This window comes from Streptomyces soli (assembly GCF_003999195.1).
Lineage (GTDB): Bacteria > Actinomycetota > Actinomycetes > Streptomycetales > Streptomycetaceae > Actinacidiphila > Actinacidiphila soli.
Map to the genome: position 1 here is coordinate 11,936 of NZ_RJVR01000309.1, position 20,899 is coordinate 32,834.

A 20,899-nucleotide genomic window follows, 5' to 3' on the forward strand; every position below is an offset into this window, starting at 1 on the left:
GTTACCCGCCGACGGCCGGATCAGCCCCGATTCAGCCGGATCAGCCCGATCAGTGCTTGATATCGCCGAAGCCCTCAACATCGCGCGGGCTGCGCGACCCGGGGCCGATGTAACGGGCCGACGGCCGTACGAGGCGACCGGTGCGCTTCTGCTCCAGGATGTGCGCGGACCAGCCGGCGGTCCGCGCACAGGTGAACATGGAGGTGAACATGTGCGCCGGGACCTCCGCGAAGTCCAGGACGATGGCCGCCCAGAACTCGACGTTCGTCGCCAGCACCCGGTCCGGGCGGCGGGCGTGCAACTCGTCCAGGGCCGCCTTCTCCAGGGCCTCGGCCACCTCGAAGCGGGGGGCGCCCAGCTCCTTGGCCGTACGGCGCAGCACGCGCGCCCGGGGGTCCTCGGCGCGGTAGACGCGGTGGCCGAAGCCCATCAGGCGCTCGCCCTTGTCGAGCGCCTGCTTGACGTACGCGACCGCGTCGCCGGTGCGCTCGATGTCCTCGATCATGCCCAGCACCCGCGAGGGCGCCCCGCCGTGCAGCGGCCCCGACATCGCGCCCACGGCGCCCGAGAGAGCGGCCGCGACGTCGGCGCCGGTGGAGGCGATGACGCGGGCGGTGAAGGTGGAGGCGTTCATGCCGTGCTCGGCCGCCGACGTCCAGTAGGCGTCCACCGCCGCGACATGCTTCGGGTCGGGCTCGCCGCGCCACCGCACCATGAAGCGCTCGACGATCGAGTGGGCCTTGTCGATCTCGCCCTGCGGCACCATCGGCAGCCCCTGCCCGCGCGCGGACTGGGCGACGTACGAAAGTGCCATCACAGCCGCCCGCGCCAGATCGTCGCGGGCCTGCTCGGCATCGATGTCGAGCAGCGGTTTCAGGCCCCACACCGGCGCGAGCATGGCCAGCGCGGACTGCACGTCCACCCGGATGTCACCGGAGTGCACCGGGATCGGGAAGGGCTCGGCAGGCGGCAGGCCGGGGTTGAAGGCGCCGTCCACGAGAAGGCCCCAGACGTTCCCGAAGGAGACGTGCCCCACAAGCTCCTCGATATCGACGCCTCGATAGCGGAGGGAGCCGGCTTCCTTGTCGGGTTCGGCGATCTCCGTTTCGAACGCGACGACTCCTTCGAGTCCGGGTACGAAGTCGGACATCAGGCGGCTCCTCTTGATGCGGTCGACGTGCCTGGCCTTCCGGGTGATGCCCCGCGGGAGTGAAGGTCACCCTGCTCCATCCGGGCCAGGATCCGGGGAAGAAACGATATCTCTTGATGTCAAGAGTCAATAGGGCAAGATGGCCGGGTGCAGCACCTCCGTGATGAAGCCCACGACCCCGCCGCCATGCGCAAGCAGTACCGCGCCCAGGGCCTGGCCGAGGCAGACCTCGCCGCCGATCCGTACACGCAGTTCGCGCACTGGTTCGCCGACGCGGTCAACGGCGGCATCACCGAGCCGAACGCCATGGTCGTCTCCACCGCGGACCCCGACGGCCGGCCCAGCTCGCGCACCGTGCTCCTCAAGAGCTACGACCACCGCGGGTTCGTCTTCTACACCAACTACGAGTCCCGGAAGGGCCGGGAACTCGAGGCCAACCCGTACGCCTCGCTGCTCTTCCCCTGGCACCCCATCGCCCGCCAGGTGATCGCCTGCGGCCCCGTGGAGCGCGTCTCCCGCGAGGAGACCGAGGCTTACTTCCGCAGCCGCCCCCACGGCTCCCGCCTGGGCGCCTGGGCCAGCGCCCAGTCCCGCCGCGTCGCCCGCGAGGAGCTGGAGCGGGCGTACGAGGAGCTGGCCGCGCGCTACCCGGATGGCTCGGACGTGCCGGTGCCGCCGCACTGGGGCGGCTTCCGGGTCCGGGCGGACCGCGTGGAGTTCTGGCAGGGGCGGGAGAACCGGCTGCACGACCGGCTGCGGTACGAGAACGGCGACGGAAGCTGGTCCGTACAGCGGCTGGCTCCGTAACAGGCCTCCAGTACGCCTCCAGAAATACTCATCCGGAACGCAGACGACCCGCGGGCTGCTCCCCGGAGCGACGAGCGCTCCGAGCACCGGCCGAACGAATCCGGCGAGCCCGCGGGTCGGATGACTGCGTTGGATTTGGCCCGTCGCGCACAGCGCCACAGGCAAGGTGCGCGGCCTTAGCCCGCAGCCACCTCACGCGTCCGAGTGCTACTCATTCTCGGGACCACCTCCTTTCGTGTGTGCTCGACAGCCTAAGAAGGTGTCCCGCGCATCACAAGCGATTTAAGCCACCCGTCACCAATAGGCATCGATTTTCCCGAAGGACGTGTGTCCTGGGTCACATCGGAGTTGAATGGTTCGACGTGCAGTCATTCGATGCGACGCCGCTCAGTGACGGCGGCGAGCAGCTGCTCGCCGCCCTCCTCGACGGTATGGAGGCCGGTCTGTGCGCCTTCGACCGCGACGGGGTCATCACGCACTGGAACTCCGAGGCCGCCCGCATCCTGGGCTGGTCCGCCGAGGAGGCCGTCGGCCGCCACGGCTTCTCCGGCTGGGCCGCGCGCAGTGCCGACGCGACCGAGGTCCAGGAGCGGTTGCTGGGCGTCATGGACGGGCCCGGGCGTCAGGTCCATGAGTTCGCCCTGCTGACCAAGGACGGTCGGCGGGTCCTCGTACGGACCCAGTCCGCGGCCGTCCAGTCGGCCGGGGGACAGCCGGTCGGCGTCTACTGCGCCTTCTCCGAGGTGCACGCCCAGATCGACCTGGAACGGTCCATCGCGCTCAGCGAGGCGCTCTTCGACGACGCCTCGTCGGGGGTCGTACTGATCGACGCCGACCTACGGCCCGCCGTCGTCAACGCCTACGCCGCCCGCGTCCTGCACAGCAGCCGTGACGCCCTGCTCGGGCGGCCGCTCGGCGACCTCCTCGACCAGGGCGTCGAGGAACTGGAGACCGTCCTCCAGCACGTCCTGGCCGAGGGCGCCCCGCCCGCCCCCTCCGACCTGTGGATCAGCCTGCGCGGCGACGACGGGGGCCACCGCTACTGCTGGCGCAGCGGCTTCGTACGCCTCGGCTCCCCTCTTGGTGAGGAGCCGGTGCCCTTGGGGGTCGGCTGGCTCTTCCACGACATCACCGACGCGAAGCTCGCCGAGCAGGAGGCGTCGCTGCTGCGCTTCCGTACGAACCAGCTGCAGCGCGCGGCCCGGGCCGCCGCCGAGTGCGCGGTGCCGATGGAGGCGGCGACGACCTACGTCGACTTCGCGCTGGCCGGCTTCGCCGAGCACGCTCTGCTCGACATGGTCTCCGCCTCCGACTCCGGCAAGCTCGTACGCATCGCCGCCACCCCCACCGGCGGTGCGGCCGGCCCCTGCCTCCCCGTCCCCGGCGCCATCCCCGTCCGCTACACCGAGGGCCACCCCGCCCTCCAGGCGGTCGAACGCTGCGGCGCGATCCGCGCCAGCTTCGGCGCCGAACCCCCCACCTCCCCCGCCCAGGTCGACGCCTGGGCCGCCGCCCGCCGCTGGCCCGACGGCACCATGCACGGCCTCTGCGTCGTCCTCCGCAGCCGCGGCCGCACCCTGGGCGCCCTCACCTTCCTTCGGGGCGCCGGACGCCGCCAGTTCGACCGGGGCGACGCCGCCTTCGCCGAGGACGTGGCCCTGCGGGTGTCCGCTGCGCTCGACCTGGGCGAGGCGACCCGTGCCTCATGAGACGGCCCTGCACCCGACACGTCTCATCGGGTGGACCCCGCCTCGAAACCCGCCCGTAACGGATTAGGCTGCGGCCGTGGCCGATATCCAGATCCCCGCTGACATCAAGCCCGCCGACGGTCGCTTCGGCTCGGGTCCCTCCAAGGTGCGGCCGGAGTCGCTGAGCGCGCTCGCCGCAACCGGTACGTCCCTGCTCGGCACGTCCCACCGCCAGGCCCCGGTGAAGAACCTGGTGGGCCAGGTGCGGGACGGCATCCGGCAGCTCTTCTCCCTCCCCGAGGGATACGAGGTGGTGCTCGGCAACGGCGGTTCGACCGCGTTCTGGGACATCGCGACGCACGGTCTCATCCAGCAGAAGTCCCAGCACCTCTCCTTCGGTGAGTTCTCGTCGAAGTTCGCCAAGGCGGCCAAGCTCGCGCCCTGGCTGGACGAGCCGACCGTGATCTCCTCCGACCCGGGTTCGCACCCGGAGCCGACCGCCGAGGCGGGCGTGGACGTCTACGGACTCACCCACAACGAGACCTCGACCGGTGTCGCGCTGCCCATCAAGCGCGTCGCCGGAGCCGACGAGGGCTCGCTGGTCCTGGTCGACGCCACCTCCGGCGCCGGCGGCCTGCCGGTCGACATCACCGAGACCGACGTCTACTACTTCGCCCCGCAGAAGTCCTTCGCGGCGGACGGCGGCCTCTGGATCGCCGTCTTCTCCCCGGCAGCGCTGGAGCGGGCCGAGGCGATCGCCGCCTCCGGCCGCCACATCCCGGCGTTCTTCGACCTGCCGACCGCGATCGACAACTCGAAGAAGAACCAGACGTACAACACCCCCGCGCTGGCGACCCTCTTCCTGCTCAACGACCAGCTGGAGTGGATCAACGGCCAGGGCGGCCTGGACTGGGCGGTCTCCCGCACCGCCGACTCCTCCTCGCGCCTCTACAACTGGGCCGAGAAGTCCGAGCACGCCACGCCCTTCGTCACCGACCCTGCCAAGCGCTCGCAGGTCGTCGGCACGATCGACTTCGCCGAGGGCATCGACGCCGCCGCCGTCGCCAAGGTGCTGCGCGCCAACGGCATCGTCGACACCGAGCCGTACCGCAAGCTGGGCCGCAACCAGCTGCGCGTCGCGATGTTCCCGGCCGTCGACCCGGCGGACGTCGAGGCGCTGACGGCGTCGGTCGACTACGTCATCGACCGCCTCTGACACAGACGTACGCCTCCGGCCGAGGGGCCCGGCACGCGCACGACGCGCGTACCGGGCCCCTGGCCACTCAGAGCCTGTCGGATGACCTCTGATCGGGCGGCCACGCCTCCCCCAGCCTGGCGGCTGGGTGGGGGTACCCCCGGCCGAAGGCTGGTGGGGGCACCTCCCAGACGGAGTCTGGGGGAGAGTGCCCCCAGGCACGCACGCTTCCCGCGTTGCCGAAATGCCCTAGTAGCTCTCCCCCAGTGCCTTGGAATCGCACGCACCAGACCGCGTACGCTCTCCGATCGAAGGTCACCCGACAGGCTCTCAGCGGCCCCGCCGCAACCGCCGCGCCGCCACCAACACCGCCACAACCGCCGCCAGGGTGACCGCGCCGACCGTGAAGTTCCGGGTCGACGTGCCGTCGGAGGCCGACGGCTGGGACGGCGACGATCCGGACGCGCCCGTACCGGCAGGAGCCGATGCCGAGGCCGACGTCACGGAGTCCGGCAGGTCGTCCCCGCTCAGGTTCTTCCGCGTCACGTCGCTGTCCTTGCCCTCGCTGCCGTACATCAGCGCGCGGCCGTCCGGCGTGAAGGACACCGACTCGCCCTGCTGCTGGATGGGCACGTCCAGGTCGTCGATCTTGTGCGGGGCGCCGCCCGACCAGCGGTACATCAGCCCGCCGAAGTAGCCGCGCACCGCCAGCCGGGTGCCGTCCGGCGAGAAGGCGGCGTCGGTCGCCCACAGCGGGATGTCGGCGATCCGGCGGAAGATGTTGACCCCGCTGGCGCTGAGCTTCTGTGGTCCGGCGTACAGGCCGCCGCCGTTCTCGTTCTTGCTGATGATGTAGGCCCGGCCGGTCTTGGGGTCGATCATCAGCGACTCGGCGTTGCGCGCGCCGTCCTGGTAGCGGACGACGTACTGCGTGGCGGTGACCGTCATGTCCTTGAGCTGGGACGGCTCCGGGAAGCGGTAGATCCAGACGTGGTCCCAGGCGCCGTCCAGGTTGTCGCCGATGTCGCCGACGTAGATCTGGTCGTCCGGGCCGATGGAGATCGCCTCGACGTCGCGCGGGGTGCCGACGCCGCGCATGGTGACGGTCGCGACGGTCTTGCCGGTCGCCGAATCGACGGCGTAGATGTACGGGCCGTCGCCGCTGTCGTTGTGCGTCCAGTAGACGCCCTTGTGGAGGTGGCTGGCGGCGAGCCCGCTCGATTCCTTGATCCGCGAGTCGGTGATCGTAAAGGAGGACGGCGAACCGTCGTCGGCCATGGCCGGACCCGCGACGAAGCAGGCCATGAAGAGGGCGACGGCAACGGCCGTAAGGTGGCGCATGGGCCAAGCCTGCCATCAAGCGCTGAGGATACGGCCGTCGGCGGGGGCCGTGGCGGACCTCACGCCGCGCCGCGTGGCCCGGGGGCGTTCGGATCCGCGATGATGCAACGTGCTCCGGGCACCGGTCCCGGCGGATGGTCGACCCGGACCCGGAGGCAACACCGTGCGTTTCATGTTTGTCGGCGACAGCATGACGATCGGCGCCGCCGGGGACTTCACCTGGCGCTACCGCATGTGGCAGCACCTTCGCGGCAGCCTCGGCGAGCCCTTCGCCATCGTCGGCCCGCGCACCACCCTGCACGACGAGGCGGCCGACGCCCCGGTGTCGTACGACTACGCCGACCCGTCCTTCCCCGAGCGCGCCCGGCGCCACCTCGCCGGCTGGGGCGAGGGATGGCAGCACATGGCGCCGGTGATCGCGGACGAGGTGCGGGCACACCGGCCGGACATCCTGCTGGTCTCCCTCGGCCTGATCGACCTCGGATTCTACACCAACGCCGGGCAGACGGACGCCAATCTGCGGGCCTTCATCGAGCAGGCCCGTACCGCCAACCCGGACATCGCCGCCGTCCTGCTGCCCGTCATCCCCAACACCCGGGCGGACCTCGACCCGGACTTCGCCGGTGAGTGCGACGAGCTCAACACCCGCATGGCCAAGGCCGTCGCCGACCTCGACACCCCCGCCTCGCCGCTGCTGCTCGCCTCCCGCCCGGCGGATTACGACATCCTGCTCGACACGTACGACGGCACCCACCCCAACGCCTCGGGCGAGCACCGGCTGGCCGCCGCATTCGCGGACGCGATGCACCAGGCGTGGGGGATCGGCACGCCATACGACGCGGGAGCTTGATCCCTCCTGATCTGGGACCTCTTGATTCGAGTGCACTCCAAGCGGTTGGCTTGTGAACCATGGAGTACACACAACTCGGACGCACCGGTCTCAAGGTCAGCCGACTCGTACTGGGGACCATGAACTTCGGTCCGCAGACGAACGAGGACGACAGCCACTCGATCATGGACTCGGCGATCGACGCCGGCGTCAACTTCTTCGACACCGCCAATGTCTACGGCTTCGGTGAGAACAAGGGGCGCACCGAGGAGATCATCGGCAGCTGGTTCGCCAAGGGCGGCGGCCGACGCGAGAAGACTGTCCTGGCGACCAAGGTCTACGGCAACATGAGCGCCGAGGGCTCGTCCTGGCCCAACGAGGACAAGCTGTCCGCCCTCAACATCCGCCGGGCCGCCGACGCCTCGCTCAAGCGCCTGGGCACGGACTACATCGACCTCTACCAGTTCCACCACATCGACCGGGCCACGCCCTGGGACGAGATCTGGCAGGCGATCGACGTCCTGATCCAGCAGGGCAAGATTCTCTACGCGGGATCTTCCAACTTCAACGGCTGGGGCATCGCCCGCGCCAACGAGGCGGCCGCCCGCCGCAACTCCCTCGGCCTGGTCAGCGAGCAGTGCCTCTACAACCTCGCCGAGCGCCGCGCCGAGCAGGAGGTCATCCCGGCCGCCCAGGTCTACGGCCTGGGCGTCATCCCCTGGTCCCCGCTGCACGGCGGCCTCCTCGGCGGCGCGCTGCGCAAGGAGCGCGAGGGCGGCGGCGCCCGCTCGACCTCCGGCCGCAGCGCCGACGCGCTCAAGGACACCGCCCTGCGCAAGCAGGTCCAGGCGTACGAGGACCTGGTCGACAAGCACGGCCTGGAGCCCGGTGACGTGGCCCTGGCCTGGCTGCTGGCCCAGCCCGGCGTGACCGGCCCGATCGTCGGCCCGCGTACGCAGGAGCAGCTGGACTCGGCCCTGCGGGCGGTGGAGTTGAAGCTGTCGGAGGAGTTCCTGGCCTCCCTGGACGAGATCTTCCCCGGCACCGGTCCGTCCCCGGAGTCCTTCGCCTGGTGAGTGAGAACGCCGAGATAACCATCCGCCAGGGTGACGAGGACGACCTCCCCGTCATCCTGGCGATGCTCGATGGCGCCGTGGAATGGCTGGTCGCCAACGGCCACGAGGGCCAGTGGGGCACCGAGCCCTGGTCCGCGCGGCCGAAGGCTGCCGCACGCGTGCTGGAGCTGGTGCGGACCGGGACGCCGTGGATCGCGGAGATCGACGGCGTCCCCGCCGGGACCGGCTAGCGGCTAGCGGAAGACCGACGCGATCACCACGACTGCCAGCAACAGCACCAGCGCGGCGGTCATCACTCGGGTACGGGTCTTCGGGTCCACGTACCGAGACTAACCGCAGGGCGTCGGCGTCCCGTCAGCGCCCCAGCGGGCAGGTCCGCAGCGCCTCGTAGCGCGGTTGAGCCCCCGGCACCCCGGGGGCCGGGGGGTGGCTGCGTACGAGAGTGATCGCGCCCGCCGTCCACGGCGTGCCGGCGAAGCCGCTGAGCTCGTCCGCGAACGGCCGCAGCGCGACGCTGCCGTGCGGGCGCTGCCGGGCCAGCGTGAGGTGGGCGTGGAAGCCGTGCTCGGCGGTGATCTCCACTCCGGCCTTCCGGGCCGCCGCCCCCGCCGAACCGGCCAGCCGACGCAGATCGCCGCCGGTCAGCCCGGCCCAGAGCGTACGGTCGCCGAACCTCCCGCCGCCGGCCAGCCCGAGGTCGTACGGCTCGTGGCGGCGGGCCGCGCGGTCCAGGCGCTCGCCCAGCTCGGGGAGCAGCGCCTCCGGCACCTCGCCGAGGAAGGCGAGGGTGAGGTGCCACCCCGCCCGCTCCGTCCAGCGCAGCTCGTCGGCGCCGGGCAGCCCGCGCAGCCCGCGTGCGGCCTGCTCCAGCTCGCGCAGGGCGTCCTCCGGCGGCACCACTGCCACGAACAGCCTCAACGCTGCGACCGCAGCGTGAGGTGGTGCCCGGGGTGGAGAGCCTGCCGCTGCACCCGGCGCCCGAAGCCGGACAGCAGCGGCGTCACCTTGACCCGGGACAGCACCACTTCCTGGCGCCCGGCCGACGCAAGCGCCACCGTGCCCTGGTCGAAGGTCGCCACCAGGGAGCCGTTCTCCGCGAACGCCAGGTTGTTCAGCGTGTGCACGCGAGCGGCCGGGTCGTCGAGCGCCGCGTGTGCGGCATTGGGGTCGGCACCCTTCCGGTGCATCAGCGCCGTCTCCACCATCTCCGCGAACCGGTCCGCTGACCCCTCCGCGATCATCCCGAGGGCCGGCACCACCCTGCCGGTCCTGCCGTCGTACCAGAAGGTGGCCAGCGTCATGCCGTCCGTGGCCGCCGTCTCGTCCAGCGCCGTGGTCTGCACCCCGATCACCTCCCCCGCGGCCACCAGAAAGTCGAAGCTGACGTTCAGCCCGGAGTCCCCCGCACCGCCCGAACCGCAGTCCGCGTCGAAAGACCTGCGCCGCGCCTCCACGTCATGCCGCACGGCCTCCGTGAGCGCTTTCGCCACCGGGATGGACGGATAGCTCGTCGTCCAGCGGCATGCCTTGCCGCCGCTGGACCGGACGACCCGCAGCCCGCCGATCCACGTCGGTAGTACCGTCCTGACGTTGCCGGATGCCCTGGTGGGCACACTGCCGCTCACAGCCGCTTCACCGCTCGAGTCGCAAGCGGCGGCGAGCAGCGCGGTGGCGGCGGCAAGCCCGATGGCAATACGGCGTTTCATGAGAGGGACATTAAGCGGACCACAGGACAATCGTTCATCCCTGGAAGCAGCCACCACACATTTGTTACGGAACGGCGACTCGGTCCGTCCTAGTCCCCCCGGACCTCGCTGGCCACCACGTCGAACTCCTCGAGTCCGGTCACGGTCACATGCGCCTTCGCCGAGCCTTCGTGCCGCGCCGACGCCTGTCCCGCGCGTGACGCCGCGAGGGCCTTGCGGTCGGTGAAGATCACGCCCACCAGACCCCGGCCCTGCGCCTTGTCGAGCATGAGGGTCGCCCTGGCGATCCCCGGCAGCGTCTCCAGCTTCGGCAGCACCGTGCCCCCGAAGGTGTCGGCGAACAGCTCAGCGTCCGACGGGTCGAACTCCACCTGGGTCATCCGCATCGCCGCGCCGGTGCCCGGCTGCTGGGCCTCGTGGAAGACCACGGCCTCGTAGTTGTCCACCGCCACCGTCGCCGCGAACGGCTCGAGGATCTCCGCGCGCCGCTGCCGCAGCCGCTCGTTGCTGCCCTCCCTGGCGTCCTCGGTCTCCCACCAGGTCGACACCAGCAGCTTCCCGAGATCCCGGTCCACGAAGATCCCGAACCCCCGGTACCCCGGCTGGTCCGCCAGCAGCCGCCGGCCCTCGGTGTTCAGCCCTTCGGCGGCCTTGTCGATCTTTCCCGGGTCACCCGTCGCGTAGACGATGCGTACGAACATGACGCCTCCCAGAAGCGGGCGCGTACAAACCTGACAACGGCCAGTCTTCTACCGGGTACAAACCGGAGCAATAGGGCCTGGATGTCCCGTTCTAGGCCGCCGGAGCCAGCTCGCCTTCAATCTTCTCCTCGCGGGGGACGAAGGTGATGAAGCGTCGGTCTTTTCCCCGGTGCAGGTCGATCTTCAGACGCAGGCCGCCGACGTGGGCCAGGACCAGGGCGACGCCGAGCGAGGCCGCCGCGGCGATCAGGCCGCCGCTGAGGAAGCCGACGCGGGCGCCGTAGGTGTCGGTGACCCAGCCCATGATCGGGCCGCCGATCGGGGTGCCGCCCACGAAGACCATCATGAACAGGCTCATGACGCGGCCGCGCATGATCGGGTCGGTGGCGAGCTGGACGCTGGCGTTGGCGGTCGTGTTGAAGGTCAGGCCGAAGATGCCGATCGGGGCGAGCAGCAGCACGAACATCCAGTACGCGGGCGCCAGTGCGGCCACGGCCTCCAGCATCCCGAAGGCGAACGCGGCGGCGACGAGCAGCCGCAGCCGGGTCTTGCCGCGGCGGGCGGCCAGCAGCGCGCCGACGACCGAGCCGACGGCCATGAGGGTGTTGAAGAGGCCGTACATGCCGGCGTCGCCGTGGAAGACGTTGGAGACGAAGGCGGAGAGCCAGATCGGGAAGTTGAAGGCGAAGGTGCCGACGAAGCCGACCAGGACGATCGGCCAGATGAGCTCGGGGCGTCCGGCGACGTAGCGCAGGCCTTCGCGCAGCTGGCCCTTGCCGCGCGGGGCGCGTTCGACGACGTGCAGTTCGGAGGCGCGCATGAGCAGCAGGCCGGCCAGCGGAGCGAGGAAGGACAGACCGTTGAAGAGGAAGGCCCAGCCGCTACCGACCGCAGTGATCAGCACACCGGCGACGGCGGGACCGATGAGCCGGGCGGACTGGAAGTTGGCGGAGTTCAGCGAGACCGCGTTGCGGACGTCGGACGGGCCGACCATCTCGACCACGAAGGCCTGGCGGGTCGGGTTGTCGACGACGGTGACCATGCCGAGCCCGAAGGCGATGGCGTAGACGTGCCACACCTGGACCTGACCGCTCAGCGTCAGGACGGCCAGGATGAGTCCAAGGGCGCCCATGACGGCCTGGGTGAAGAGCAGGAGCGTCCGCTTCGGGTAGCGGTCGGCGATGACGCCTCCGTACAGCCCGAAGAGCAGCATCGGCAGGAACTGCAGAGCGGTGGTGATGCCGACCGCGAACGACGAGTGCGTAAGACTCAGCACCAGCCAGTCCTGGGCGATACGGGACATCCAGGTGCCGGTATTGGATATGAGGCCGCCCATGGCGAAGAGACGGTAGTTACGGTTCTTCAGCGAGCTGAAGGTCCCTCTACGACTTGGGGTGGCCTGGGCGGTGTTCGGTTCGGGTGCGGCGTCTGATGCGGCTGCCGAACTCAATCGGGGTTCGCCTCCTCGGGAGGGACGCTCGTGGGGGAACGTCGGGGGTCTTCCTTACAGTTGTGCGAGCTTCTCCAGGACGGGCGCGGCCTCGCGAAGCACCGCGCGCTCCTCATCGCTGAGGCGCTCGGTGAGCTGTGCCAGCCAGGCGTTCCGTTTGCGGCGGCTCTCGCTCAGCATGGCCTCGGCCTGCTCGGTCTGCCTTACGACGACCTGGCGACGGTCGTCCGGATGAGGGTCCCGGCGGACCAGGCCCTTGGCTTCGAGCATGGCCACGATGCGGGTCATCGACGGCGGCTGCACGTGCTCCTTGCGGGCCAGCTCCCCGGGGGTGGCGGAGCCGCAGCGGGCGAGGGTGCCCAGCACCGACATCTCGGTCGGGCTGAGCGATTCGTCCACTCGCTGGTGGCGCAGTCGTCGCGACAGCCGCATCACGGCGGAGCGCAGTGAGTTCACTGCGGCGCGGTCGTCCTCGGACAGTTCAGTCACGATAGTTAGCATAGCTCATTACCTACCCTAAGTAAACCGCTCGGAGCAGCGGCTCAGCAGTGGCGCCGTGACCCAAACGCATCTGTGCCCGAACTCACCCGTCCGAGTGATTTCGCCCTGGAAAGAGCCGCACGGTGGGGTATGGGGGTCGGACTCTGGCTCCATGGCTACGAGAGTGCTCAGCGTGCGCATCGACGGGGAGCTGCTGGACCGGCTCCGTACACACGCCGCCAAACGCGGAATGAGCGTCCAGGACTACATAGTCCGGACGCTCATCCGCGATGACTTCGACGAGCGGCTCAAGGCCTCGGTCGACGAGACGGAACGTTTCTACGAGGAGGTCTACGAGGCCAGGCCCAGCGCCGGCATCAGGTAGTAGAAGGCGAAGACCGCCGCCACCGCGTAGAGCGCCACCGGCACCTCGCGGCCCCGCCCGGCGGCCAGCCGCAGCACGCAGAAGACGATGAAGCCGATACCGATGCCATTGGTGATCGAGTACGTGAACGGCATCAGCAGCATGGTCAGGAACGCCGGGATGGCGATCGTGAAGTCGCTCCAGTCGATGTCCCGGATGCCGCCCGCCAGGATCAGGAAGCCCACCGCGACCAGAGCCGGCGTCGCCGCCTGGGCCGGGACCATGGTGGCCACCGGCGTGAGGAACAGCGCGACCACGAACAGCAGCCCGGTGACGATCGAAGCCAGGCCGGTGCGCGCACCCTCGCCCGCCCCGGCCGTGGACTCGGCGAAGCAGGTGTTGGCGGAGCTGGAGGTGAAGCCGCCGGCGGCGGTCGCGATGCCGTCCACCATCAGCACCTTGCTCATGCCGGGCAGGTCACCGTTCTTGTCCAGCAGATGCGCCTCGTCACTGACGCCGAGGATCGTGCCCATCGCGTCGAAGAAGCAGCTCAGCAGCACCGTGAAGACGAACAGCACCCCGGTCAGGAAGCCGACCTGATGGAAGCCGCCGAAGAGGCTGACCTTGCCGATGAGCCCGAAGTCCGGCGACGAGACCGGGTTGCCCGGCCACTGCGGCACCGTGAGGCCCCACGCGGCGGGCTTGATGTCAGCGAGCGTGTTGATGATCAGCGCCAGCACGGTCATCGAGACGATGCTGATCAGGATCGCTCCCGACACCTTGCGGATGATCAGGATCAGGGTCAGCAGCGTGCCCAGGATGAAGATCAGCACCGGCCAGCCGGTGAGGTGACCGTCCGACCCGAGCTGCACCGGGACGGTGGTGTGCGCGGCGTCCGGCATCCGGCTGACGAAGCCGCCGTCGACCAGGCCGATCAGCATGATGAACAGGCCGATCCCGATCGCGATCGCCTTCCGCAGGCCCAGGGGCACGGCGCTCATCACTCGCTCCCGCAGCCCCGTGGCCACCAGGACCATGATCGCGAAGCCGGCCAGTACGACCATCCCCATCGCGTCCGGCCAGCTCATCTTCGGCGCGAGCTGCAGCGCGACCACGCTGTTCACGCCAAGACCGGCGGCGAGCGCGATCGGGACGTTGCCGATCACGCCCATCAGCAGCGTGGTGAACGCGGCGGTGATGACGGTGGCCGTCACCAGCTGGCCGTTGTTGAGGTGGTGACCGAACTTGTCGGTGCCCGAGCTGAGGATGATCGGGTTCAGCACGATGATGTAGGCCATCGCGAAGAAGGTCGCCAGGCCGCCGCGGACCTCCCGGGCGACGGAGGATCCGCGCTCGGAGATCTTGAAGTAGCCGTCGAGGGCGTTCTTCGGCGGCTTGGAGGGCAGCTTGGCAGCGTCGACCGACGCGGTGGCCGAGGGGGACATTACGGGTCCTTGCGGGTGCGGGTTCAGATGTTTCTACGAATGATTCCGGTCAGACCCGGAGCGTTTCAGTATGAACATATGAACGGCTTAAACGCTATCTCCGCGCGTAGATGACTGGCTGGAGCGCATACCCTGTGCACATGCGACTGAGCCAGTGGACGACGCCGGAGCGCGAGGCGCCCGAGCCCTTGGAGGCGAACGACGTCGCGACCGTCACGATCGGCACGATCGTGTGGTTCGCCCTCTTCGTCGTCCAGGTGCCCTTCTACGGCTGGTACGCCGCCCACGGCCACGCCTGGTGGATCTGGACCTGCCTCGCCGGCGCCGGCCTCGGCCTCATCGGCCTGCGCTACGTACGCGCCCGGCGCGACGCACTACGCCGCGCGGCTGCCAAGGACGACACCTCGGATCAGCCTCAGGAATGACACCGACCCCGAGATCTCCCGCACAGCAGGGGGCTCGGAAGGTGCCGGGGCGATTCCGCACGTACCGTCGAATTCATGACGGATCGCGTGGAGCTCGAGGTCATTCCACAAGCCGGGCTGAACGCGGCGCAGGTCGCGGAGCGGGTCGCGCGTGGGGAGGTCAACGACGTACCGGTGCGTTCGTCGCGCTCGCTGGCGGAGATCGTACGGTCCAACGTCTTCACGCGGTTCAACGCGATCATCGGTGTGCTGTTCCTGATCATTCTGGCCGTGGGGCCGATCCAGGACGGTCTGTTCGGCTTCGTCATCGTCGCCAACACCGCGATCGGCATCATCCAGGAGTGGCGCGCCAAGCAGACCCTCGACAGCCTCGCCGTCATCGGCGAGGCGAAACCCACGGTCCGCAGGGACGGGGTCGCCGCGCCCGTGGCGACCTCCGAGATCGTCCTCGACGACGTCATCGAGCTCGGCGCGGGCGACAAGGTCGTGGTCGACGGTGAGGTCGTGGAGGCGGAGAGCCTCGAGATCGACGAATCCCTGCTCACCGGCGAGGCGGACCCGGTCGTCAAACGCCCCGGCGACAGCGTGATGTCGGGCAGCTTCGTGGTCGCCGGCAGCGGCGCCTTCAGGGCCACCAGGGTCGGCCGGGAGGCGTACGCCGCACAGCTCGCCGAAGAGGCAGCCCGGTTCACGCTGGTCCACTCCGAGCTGCGCAGCGGTATCAGCCAGATCCTGAAGTACGTGACCTGGATGATGGTGCCAACCGCCATCGGGCTCATCGTCAGCCAGCTCGTCGTCGAGCGGCACAACTGGCGCGAGGCCGTCCTGCGCATGGTCGGCGGCATCGTGCCGATGGTCCCGGAAGGACTGGTCCTGCTCACCTCGGTCGCCTTCGCGATCGGCGTCATCCGGCTCGGCCGCAAGCAGGTCCTGGTGCAGGAGCTGCCCGCCATCGAGGGGCTGGCCCGGGTCGACGTGGTCTGCCTGGACAAGACCGGCACCCTGACCGAGGGCGGCATGGACGTCACCGACCTGCGGCTGCTCAGCGGCGCCGACGAGGAGTACGTCAAGCGGGTCCTCGGCGCCCTCGGGGCCGCCGACCCGCGCCCCAACGCCAGCCTGCGGGCGATCATCGCCACCTACCCGGACCCCTACTGGCGCTACACCGAATCGCTGCCCTTCTCCTCCGCCCGCAAATACAGCGGCGCCACCTTCAACGACCCCGACGGCGACACCAGTACGTGGCTGCTCGGCGCCCCCGACATCCTCCTGCCGGCCGGCGATCCGGCACTGCGCGAGGTCGATGAGCTCAACGACCAGGGCCTGCGCGTCCTCCTCCTCGCCCGCGTCCACAACAGCCCAGGCCGCATCGAGCTGTTCGACCCGGCGGTCGCGAACGGCGCCACGCCGACTGTCCTGGTCGTCCTGGAGCAGCGGCTGCGCCCCGACGCCGCCGACACGCTGCGCTACTTCGCCGAGCAGGACGTCCACGCCAAGGTCATCTCCGGTGACAACGCGGTCTCCGTCGGCGCCGTCGCCGCCAAACTCGGCCTCCCCGGAGCCGAACAGCCGGTAGACGCACGCCAGTTGCCCGCCGACCCGCACACCATGGCGGCGGAACTCGACAAGGCCGCCGTCTTCGGCCGAGTGAGCCCGCAGCAGAAGCGGGAGATGGTGGGCGCGCTCCAGACCCGTGGCCACACGGTCGCGATGACCGGCGACGGCGTCAACGACGTACTGGCCCTGAAGGACGCCGACATCGGCGTCGCGATGGGCTCCGGCAGCGAGGCGACCCGGGCCGTGGCCCAGATCGTCCTGCTCGACAACAGCTTCGCCACCCTGCCGTCGGTCGTCGCCGAGGGCCGCCGCGTCATCGGCAACATCACGCGCGTCGCGACCCTCTTCCTGACCAAGACCGTCTACTCGGTGCTGCTCGCCATCCTCGTCGCCATCTGCCAGGTGCCCTACCCCTTCCTGCCCCGCCATCTGACGCTGCTCTCCACGCTCACCATCGGCGTGCCCGCCTTCTTCCTGGCCCTGGCCCCCAACAAGGAGCGCGCCCAGCCCCACTTCGTACGCCGCGTGATGCGCTACTCCATGCCGGCCGGCGTGATCGCGGGCGCCGCGACCTTCGTGACCTACCTGCTGGCCCGCCACCACTACCAGGGCCCCGGCGCCCTCGACGCCGAGACGAGCGCGGCCACCCTGACCCTCTTCCTGGTCTCGATGTGGGTCCTGGCCATCGTGGCCCGCCCCTACACCTGGTGGCGGATCCTCCTGGTCCTGGCCATGGGCGCCGCCTTCCTCGTTGTCCTCGCCACACCCGGGCTGCAGACCTTCTTCGCGCTCAAGCTGGTCGGCACGCAGGGGCCCTGGACCGCCGTGGCGGTGGCGGCGGCCGCGTCCGTCCTCCTGGAGGTCGCGTGGCGCCGGGCCGCCGTGGCAGACGGCAACCCGGCGCGGAGCGCGTGAACTTACGTGAATTACCGAACATCGACGAAGTCGCCGGCCGTTGTCTTCGCCGCCGTGGTCGACGTGCCCGCGAAGCTCCAGCGCCAGTAGCGGTCGGCGGGAGCAGTGACGTTGGTCTTCAGCGCCCCCGTGCTGCTGGACTTCACCGTCTTGACGGTGCTGTACGTCGAGCTGCCCTTCTTGCGGAACTGCAGCTTCACGTCTCGCTTGCCGTAGGGCGTGTACTTGTTGGTGCCGGACCAGCTCGCGCGGGTCAGCTTGCCCTTGACGGTGAGGGTCCGGCCCTTCTTCACCGGCTCCGGCGAGGCATCGACGCCCAGCTTCGTCGCGCGCTTCATCTTGACGGTGCCGTAGTAGTCGCCGTAGATGTCACCGTCCTTGCCCGTGGCCTGGGCGTGGACCTTCCAGTCGTCCGCGTATGCGTTCTTGAAGACCTCCTCCCGGGGGTCGATGGTGATCGTCGCCTTGCAGGTGTACCTATGACTGCCGGCGGAAGTGCACGTCGCCGCGTGCCAGTAGTAACAAGCCGGGGCTACCGCACGACGACGTAGTCGCCCGTCGGATTCGCTTGTCAGTCGAACCAACGGTCCCGCGCCAGCTCCTCGGTCCGGGTCGGATCCTCCAGCAGCGCGGCGACCTCGAAGCGCCGCTGCCACTGCCCGGCCGCCCACGCCAGACCGGCCGCGACGCCCTCCAGGGTGGCGGCGTGGAGGACGCCGTCGACCCAGCGCCAGTCGAGTTCGATGTCGCCTTCAACCAGCAGTTCTTCGTGCTCGATGTACGTGAGCGGGGCGCCCGGCAGCAACTCCCTGACGGAGTCCGGGACATCGCGCGGTTCGCCCTGGGACGTGACCGGTGCGGCGTAGGCCTCGCTGAGCCGGCTCACCTGGAAGAGCTCGGCCAGCTCGGCCGCGCGGAAGGGCGGGACGGGGAGGAGGGGGCGGCCGGTGGCGAGGGGAAGGAGGTCGGGGGCGTCGGCGACGAGGGCGTCGGGGGCGTCGACGACGGTCACGTTTCGGCCATCGACGACGGCCCGGAGCTCGTCGGGGAGGGTGACCTGCTCGGGGTCGAGGGCGGCCAGCTCCGCGTAGAGCCGGTGCAACTGGGCCGGGGTGACCGGGCGGTCGGGGTCGGCGAGGCGGGCCAGCACCTCGGCGGCGCCGCCGGGCTCGTCGAGGAGGGCGGCGACGGAGGTGCGTACACCGAGAGCGCGCAGGACCTGCTCGTCGGCGGCGCCCGCCTCGACCTCGTCGTACAGCCCGGCGAGCAGCGAGTCCCCGCCGGCCGCGCGGAGACCGACGGGGTGACGGCCGTCGAGGACGGGGTGGTCGCGCAGCCACCAGGCGGCGTAGGAGCGTACGGATTCGGTGGTGCCGTCGGGCAGCAGGACGCGCAGCGGCTGGGTGATCGCGTCGCGCAGCGGCGGCCGGGACAGCATGGCCAGGGCTTCCGGCCAGGCGTCGTCGTCGACCAGGTCGAGGTCGCGGACGGCGATGATCTCGGTGGCGACGGGCGGCACGTCGGTCTCCGGGAGGTGGTCCAGGACGTCCTCGCACCACACGTCGACGGCGTCCAGCAGACCCACGTCGTCCGGCTCTGCCCAGTCGCTCTCGCGCGGCTCCAGCTCGTCCGGGTCGAGGACCACATCGGCGGCACGGACGAGCGCGAAGGTGGCCAGGACGCCGACGGCGGTCAGCGGCTGCTCGCCCCAGCGGTCGGCCAGGTCGGCGTCCACGGCGCCGAGTTCACCCTCGCGGATGACCCGTTCGAAGGCGCTGCCGGGCAGGACCAGCTCACCGGCGGGGGCCAACTCGCCCTCGTCGTCGGGAAGGGCCAGGGCGCCGAGCCAGGGCTCGTCACCGGGGGCGAGGTTGGCGGCCCGTACGAGACCGAGCACGACCTCGGCCAGTTCCTCGGCGTCCAGGGCGGCGCCCCCGGCGTCGCCGTCGTCCCAGGACTCGTCGGCGTCCAGCGAGCCGGCGACGGCCGCCCGCACCTGCGGGGTGGTCAGCACGGCCCGGGGGGTCGCCGGGGTGGCGCCCAGCTTTTCGAGCAGGGGGTGCGCGGCCTCGGGGTGCGCCACCTTCAGGCCGAGCCGGGCCAGTTCGGCGGCGGCGGGCAGCGCGTCACGGGCGGCGGGGTCGGAGTCCCCGTACACCGTGTCCATCTCGGGCAGCGGAAGCAGGATCTGGCGGGGCCCGACCACGGTCCGGCCGTCGGCGAGCGGCACGGGGAGCCCGCTGAGCCGGTCGGGGTCGGTGCCGGCGAGGGAGTCGTAGAGCCGCCGCCACCAGGGCGCGGGGCGCTCGGCCCCGCCCAGGCGGTCGATCGCCTCGCCCAGCGGCAGCCGCGCCACGCCGAGGACGCGCAGTTCGGGGCGCCGCTCGAGCCCGGAGGGCAGCAGGGTCGGGAAGACCTCTGCCAGCACCTCCACGGTCGCCGCGCTCGCGCCCTCCAGCACCTCGGCCTCGACCGGCCGCAGCGCCTCCGGGTCGCCCTCCTCCGCCGCCACCGCCCGGGGCAGGAACGCGGTGCGGGGCAGCGCGGCGACCACGTGCCGGCGCAACTCCGCGTCCAACTCGCCCTTGCCCAGCGGCCCGGGAACCAGATCCACGATGCCTGGGCCGACCGGCCGCCATTCGCGCAGCAGCTTCACGTAGGCCTCGGCGGCCCGCTCGATCAGGAAGTCGGTGAGCGGGCCCGGCGCGGCGTGGCGCCGGGTCGGGTCCAGCGGCAGCGAGGCGATCAGCAGGGCGGGCAGGCCGAGCGGCTCGTCCGTCGGCGTCGGTGCGTGCACGACCGGCGTCGTCCGGGGGCGCTCCGGCGCACCCTCCGCCGCCACCGGCACCGCCCAGGTCAGCGACCACACCGGCCGCAGCCGCTCCTCCACCGGCCGGTCGGCCAGCAGCGCCGCGTCGAGCCGGCCGGCCTCGGTGACGGTGCGCCAGCGGGTCGTACCGCTCGCGCTGTCCTCGATGACGACCGCCTCGTCGTCCTGGCGGCGGGTCAGCGTCCGTACACCCTCCGGCGTGTCGACGACCACCTCGTCCAGGCCGGTGAGCGTCAGCAGCAGCGCGTCGTCGATCCCGGCGAGCAGATGCTGTACGAGATCCTCGGCCGCGCCGTCGCGCAGCGGCAGCACGACCACGGTGTCGTACCCCTCCGGCGCGGTGCCCTCGGCGGGCAGCGGCAGGCGCAGGAGCGGGACATGGCCGTCACGGCGCCGCAGCTCGTCCTCGAGCGCCGGGACATGCGCGGCCAGATCGCGGGCCTCGGCCAGGGACCAGCGCACGCCGCCGGTACGGCTCACAACGGCGGGCTCGTCACTGACGGCCAGTACAGCGGAGAAGCCGACGCCGAAGCGGCCGACCGTCTCCTCGGTGTCCTCCCGCTTGGCGCTCGCGCGCAAGGTCGAGAGCGACTCCACGGCTGCCGCGTCGAGCGGTGCGCCGGTGTTGGCGGCGGCGAGCACGCCCTCACGGAACGTCAGCCGCAGCCGGCCCGGCGTCTTGGCCCGTACGGCGGCATCTGCCGCGTTCTGGGCCAGCTCGATGACCAGCCGGTCCCGGTAGCCGCCCAGCGCGAGGTCCTCCTCGGCGTTCGCGTCCTCCCGGAACCTCGCCGGCGACGCACCCCACGCGTCCAGCACGCCCCGACGCAGCCGCGCGGTCCCGAACGGATCAGCCCCGCCCTCCGGCTCCCGCCGCACCACTCCCGTGCCGCTCACGTCGTCTCTCCCTCTGCGAATGTTCTGCCGAACCCTTGTCCGG

The 20,899-nt window shown here is 70.7% G+C and carries 19 protein-coding genes; 9 read left to right on the forward strand and 10 right to left on the reverse strand.

The genetic code is table 11. From position 1 onward, the window contains the following. Positions 1-49 precede the first annotated feature (49 nt). Positions 50-1,150, reverse strand: coding sequence for a citrate synthase 2 (locus EFK10_RS35020; protein WP_127359672.1), 1,101 nt, complete (start codon positions 1,148-1,150; stop codon positions 50-52). Positions 1,151-1,336: 186 nt separating this feature from the next. On the opposite strand from EFK10_RS35020, the gene pdxH reads away from it, so the two are divergent. From pdxH to serC, 3 genes are all read left to right on the forward strand, one after another. Beyond that, entirely contained in the window at positions 1,337-1,957 is a 621-nt protein-coding gene (pdxH, locus tag EFK10_RS35025; RefSeq protein ID WP_127359734.1) for a pyridoxamine 5'-phosphate oxidase, read from the forward strand. A gap of 362 nt (positions 1,958-2,319) precedes the next feature. Further along, positions 2,320-3,666 (forward strand): PAS domain-containing protein, encoded by a 1,347-nt coding sequence (locus EFK10_RS35030; protein ID WP_127359673.1) that lies wholly within the window; start codon positions 2,320-2,322, stop codon positions 3,664-3,666. A 76-nt stretch (positions 3,667-3,742) separates the two neighbouring features. After that, positions 3,743-4,861, forward strand: a complete 1,119-nt coding sequence (serC, locus tag EFK10_RS35035) for a phosphoserine transaminase (RefSeq protein WP_127359674.1) — start codon at positions 3,743-3,745, stop codon at positions 4,859-4,861. A gap of 309 nt (positions 4,862-5,170) precedes the next feature. Here the strand turns inward: serC and EFK10_RS35040 are convergent, their stop codons facing one another. Further along, positions 5,171-6,181 (reverse strand): hypothetical protein, encoded by a 1,011-nt coding sequence (locus EFK10_RS35040; protein WP_127359675.1) that lies wholly within the window; start codon positions 6,179-6,181, stop codon positions 5,171-5,173. A 163-nt stretch (positions 6,182-6,344) separates the two neighbouring features. Here EFK10_RS35040 and EFK10_RS35045 point away from each other — a divergent pair, with 163 nt between their 5' ends. From EFK10_RS35045 to EFK10_RS35055, 3 genes are read left to right on the forward strand one after another with little or no spacing between them, the layout of a single operon-like run. After that, positions 6,345-7,031 (forward strand): GDSL-type esterase/lipase family protein, encoded by a 687-nt coding sequence (locus EFK10_RS35045; protein ID WP_127359676.1) that lies wholly within the window; start codon positions 6,345-6,347, stop codon positions 7,029-7,031. Between the two features lie 59 nt (positions 7,032-7,090). Then, a complete protein-coding gene (locus EFK10_RS35050; protein WP_127359677.1) occupies positions 7,091-8,086 on the forward strand; it encodes an aldo/keto reductase in 996 nt (331 codons plus the stop codon). Continuing rightward, positions 8,083-8,316, forward strand: coding sequence for a hypothetical protein (locus EFK10_RS35055; RefSeq protein WP_206305719.1), 234 nt, complete (start codon positions 8,083-8,085; stop codon positions 8,314-8,316). Before EFK10_RS35050 ends, EFK10_RS35055 begins: the two co-directional genes overlap by 4 nt. A gap of 124 nt (positions 8,317-8,440) precedes the next feature. On the opposite strand, the gene thpR is transcribed toward EFK10_RS35055, so the two are convergent. The 5 genes from thpR to EFK10_RS35080 all read right to left on the reverse strand — a co-directional run bounded on the left by thpR (position 8,441) and on the right by EFK10_RS35080 (position 12,375). After that, positions 8,441-9,004: an RNA 2',3'-cyclic phosphodiesterase gene (thpR, locus tag EFK10_RS35060; protein WP_127359678.1), complete on the reverse strand. Its 564-nt coding sequence runs from the start codon at positions 9,002-9,004 to the stop codon at positions 8,441-8,443. Further along, a complete protein-coding gene (locus EFK10_RS35065) occupies positions 9,001-9,792 on the reverse strand; it encodes an RsiV family protein (RefSeq protein WP_127359679.1) in 792 nt (263 codons plus the stop codon). Before EFK10_RS35065 ends, thpR begins: the two co-directional genes overlap by 4 nt. An 89-nt stretch (positions 9,793-9,881) precedes the next feature. Then, positions 9,882-10,493: an antibiotic biosynthesis monooxygenase gene (locus EFK10_RS35070; protein ID WP_127359680.1), complete on the reverse strand. Its 612-nt coding sequence runs from the start codon at positions 10,491-10,493 to the stop codon at positions 9,882-9,884. Positions 10,494-10,584: 91 nt separating this feature from the next. Continuing rightward, a complete protein-coding gene (locus tag EFK10_RS35075; protein ID WP_127359681.1) occupies positions 10,585-11,943 on the reverse strand; it encodes an MFS transporter in 1,359 nt (452 codons plus the stop codon). 54 nt (positions 11,944-11,997) lie between these two features. Then, entirely contained in the window at positions 11,998-12,375 is a 378-nt protein-coding gene (locus tag EFK10_RS35080) for a MarR family winged helix-turn-helix transcriptional regulator (RefSeq protein ID WP_240677667.1), read from the reverse strand. Positions 12,376-12,595: 220 nt separating this feature from the next. On the opposite strand from EFK10_RS35080, the gene EFK10_RS35085 reads away from it, so the two are divergent. Continuing rightward, on the forward strand, positions 12,596-12,808 hold the full coding sequence (locus tag EFK10_RS35085; protein WP_127359683.1) for a ribbon-helix-helix protein, CopG family: 213 nt from the start codon (positions 12,596-12,598) through the stop codon (positions 12,806-12,808). Here EFK10_RS35085 and EFK10_RS35090 read toward each other — a convergent pair. Then, on the reverse strand, positions 12,775-14,232 hold the full coding sequence (locus tag EFK10_RS35090; protein WP_127359684.1) for an NCS2 family permease: 1,458 nt from the start codon (positions 14,230-14,232) through the stop codon (positions 12,775-12,777). The two genes, EFK10_RS35085 and EFK10_RS35090, sit on opposite strands and share 34 nt — an antisense overlap. A 146-nt stretch (positions 14,233-14,378) precedes the next feature. Between EFK10_RS35090 and EFK10_RS35095 the strand changes: the two genes are divergently transcribed. Next, the gene (locus EFK10_RS35095) at positions 14,379-14,657 is read left to right on the forward strand and encodes a DUF2530 domain-containing protein (protein WP_127359735.1); all 279 of its coding nucleotides are present in this window, start codon (positions 14,379-14,381) and stop codon (positions 14,655-14,657) included. A gap of 75 nt (positions 14,658-14,732) precedes the next feature. After that, positions 14,733-17,129, forward strand: a complete 2,397-nt coding sequence (locus tag EFK10_RS35100) for an HAD-IC family P-type ATPase (RefSeq protein WP_127359685.1) — start codon at positions 14,733-14,735, stop codon at positions 17,127-17,129. An 11-nt stretch (positions 17,130-17,140) separates the two neighbouring features. Here EFK10_RS35100 and EFK10_RS35105 read toward each other — a convergent pair whose 3' ends face one another. After that, positions 17,141-17,713: a hypothetical protein gene (locus EFK10_RS35105; protein ID WP_127359686.1), complete on the reverse strand. Its 573-nt coding sequence runs from the start codon at positions 17,711-17,713 to the stop codon at positions 17,141-17,143. Next, on the reverse strand, positions 17,701-20,856 hold the full coding sequence (locus tag EFK10_RS35110; RefSeq protein WP_240677662.1) for a sacsin N-terminal ATP-binding-like domain-containing protein: 3,156 nt from the start codon (positions 20,854-20,856) through the stop codon (positions 17,701-17,703). The genes EFK10_RS35105 and EFK10_RS35110 overlap by 13 nt, the downstream gene beginning before the upstream one ends. Positions 20,857-20,899: the final 43 nt, after the last annotated feature.

Excerpts from the sequence above, each read along its gene's own strand:
- EFK10_RS35020 (WP_127359672.1), bottom strand. The coding sequence starts at position 1,150 with ATGTCCGACTTCGTACCCGGACTCGAAGGAGTCGTCGCGTTCGAAACG.
- pdxH (WP_127359734.1), top strand. The coding sequence starts at position 1,337 with ATGCGCAAGCAGTACCGCGCCCAGGGCCTGGCCGAGGCAGACCTCGCC.
- EFK10_RS35040 (WP_127359675.1), bottom strand. The coding sequence starts at position 6,181 with ATGCGCCACCTTACGGCCGTTGCCGTCGCCCTCTTCATGGCCTGCTTC.
- EFK10_RS35050 (WP_127359677.1), top strand. The coding sequence starts at position 7,091 with ATGGAGTACACACAACTCGGACGCACCGGTCTCAAGGTCAGCCGACTC.
- EFK10_RS35065 (WP_127359679.1), bottom strand. The coding sequence starts at position 9,792 with ATGAAACGCCGTATTGCCATCGGGCTTGCCGCCGCCACCGCGCTGCTC.
- EFK10_RS35070 (WP_127359680.1), bottom strand. The coding sequence starts at position 10,493 with ATGTTCGTACGCATCGTCTACGCGACGGGTGACCCGGGAAAGATCGAC.
- EFK10_RS35080 (WP_240677667.1), bottom strand. The coding sequence starts at position 12,375 with ATGCGGCTGTCGCGACGACTGCGCCACCAGCGAGTGGACGAATCGCTC.
- EFK10_RS35085 (WP_127359683.1), top strand. The coding sequence starts at position 12,596 with ATGGCTACGAGAGTGCTCAGCGTGCGCATCGACGGGGAGCTGCTGGAC.
- EFK10_RS35090 (WP_127359684.1), bottom strand. The coding sequence starts at position 14,232 with ATGTCCCCCTCGGCCACCGCGTCGGTCGACGCTGCCAAGCTGCCCTCC.
- EFK10_RS35100 (WP_127359685.1), top strand. The coding sequence starts at position 14,733 with ATGACGGATCGCGTGGAGCTCGAGGTCATTCCACAAGCCGGGCTGAAC.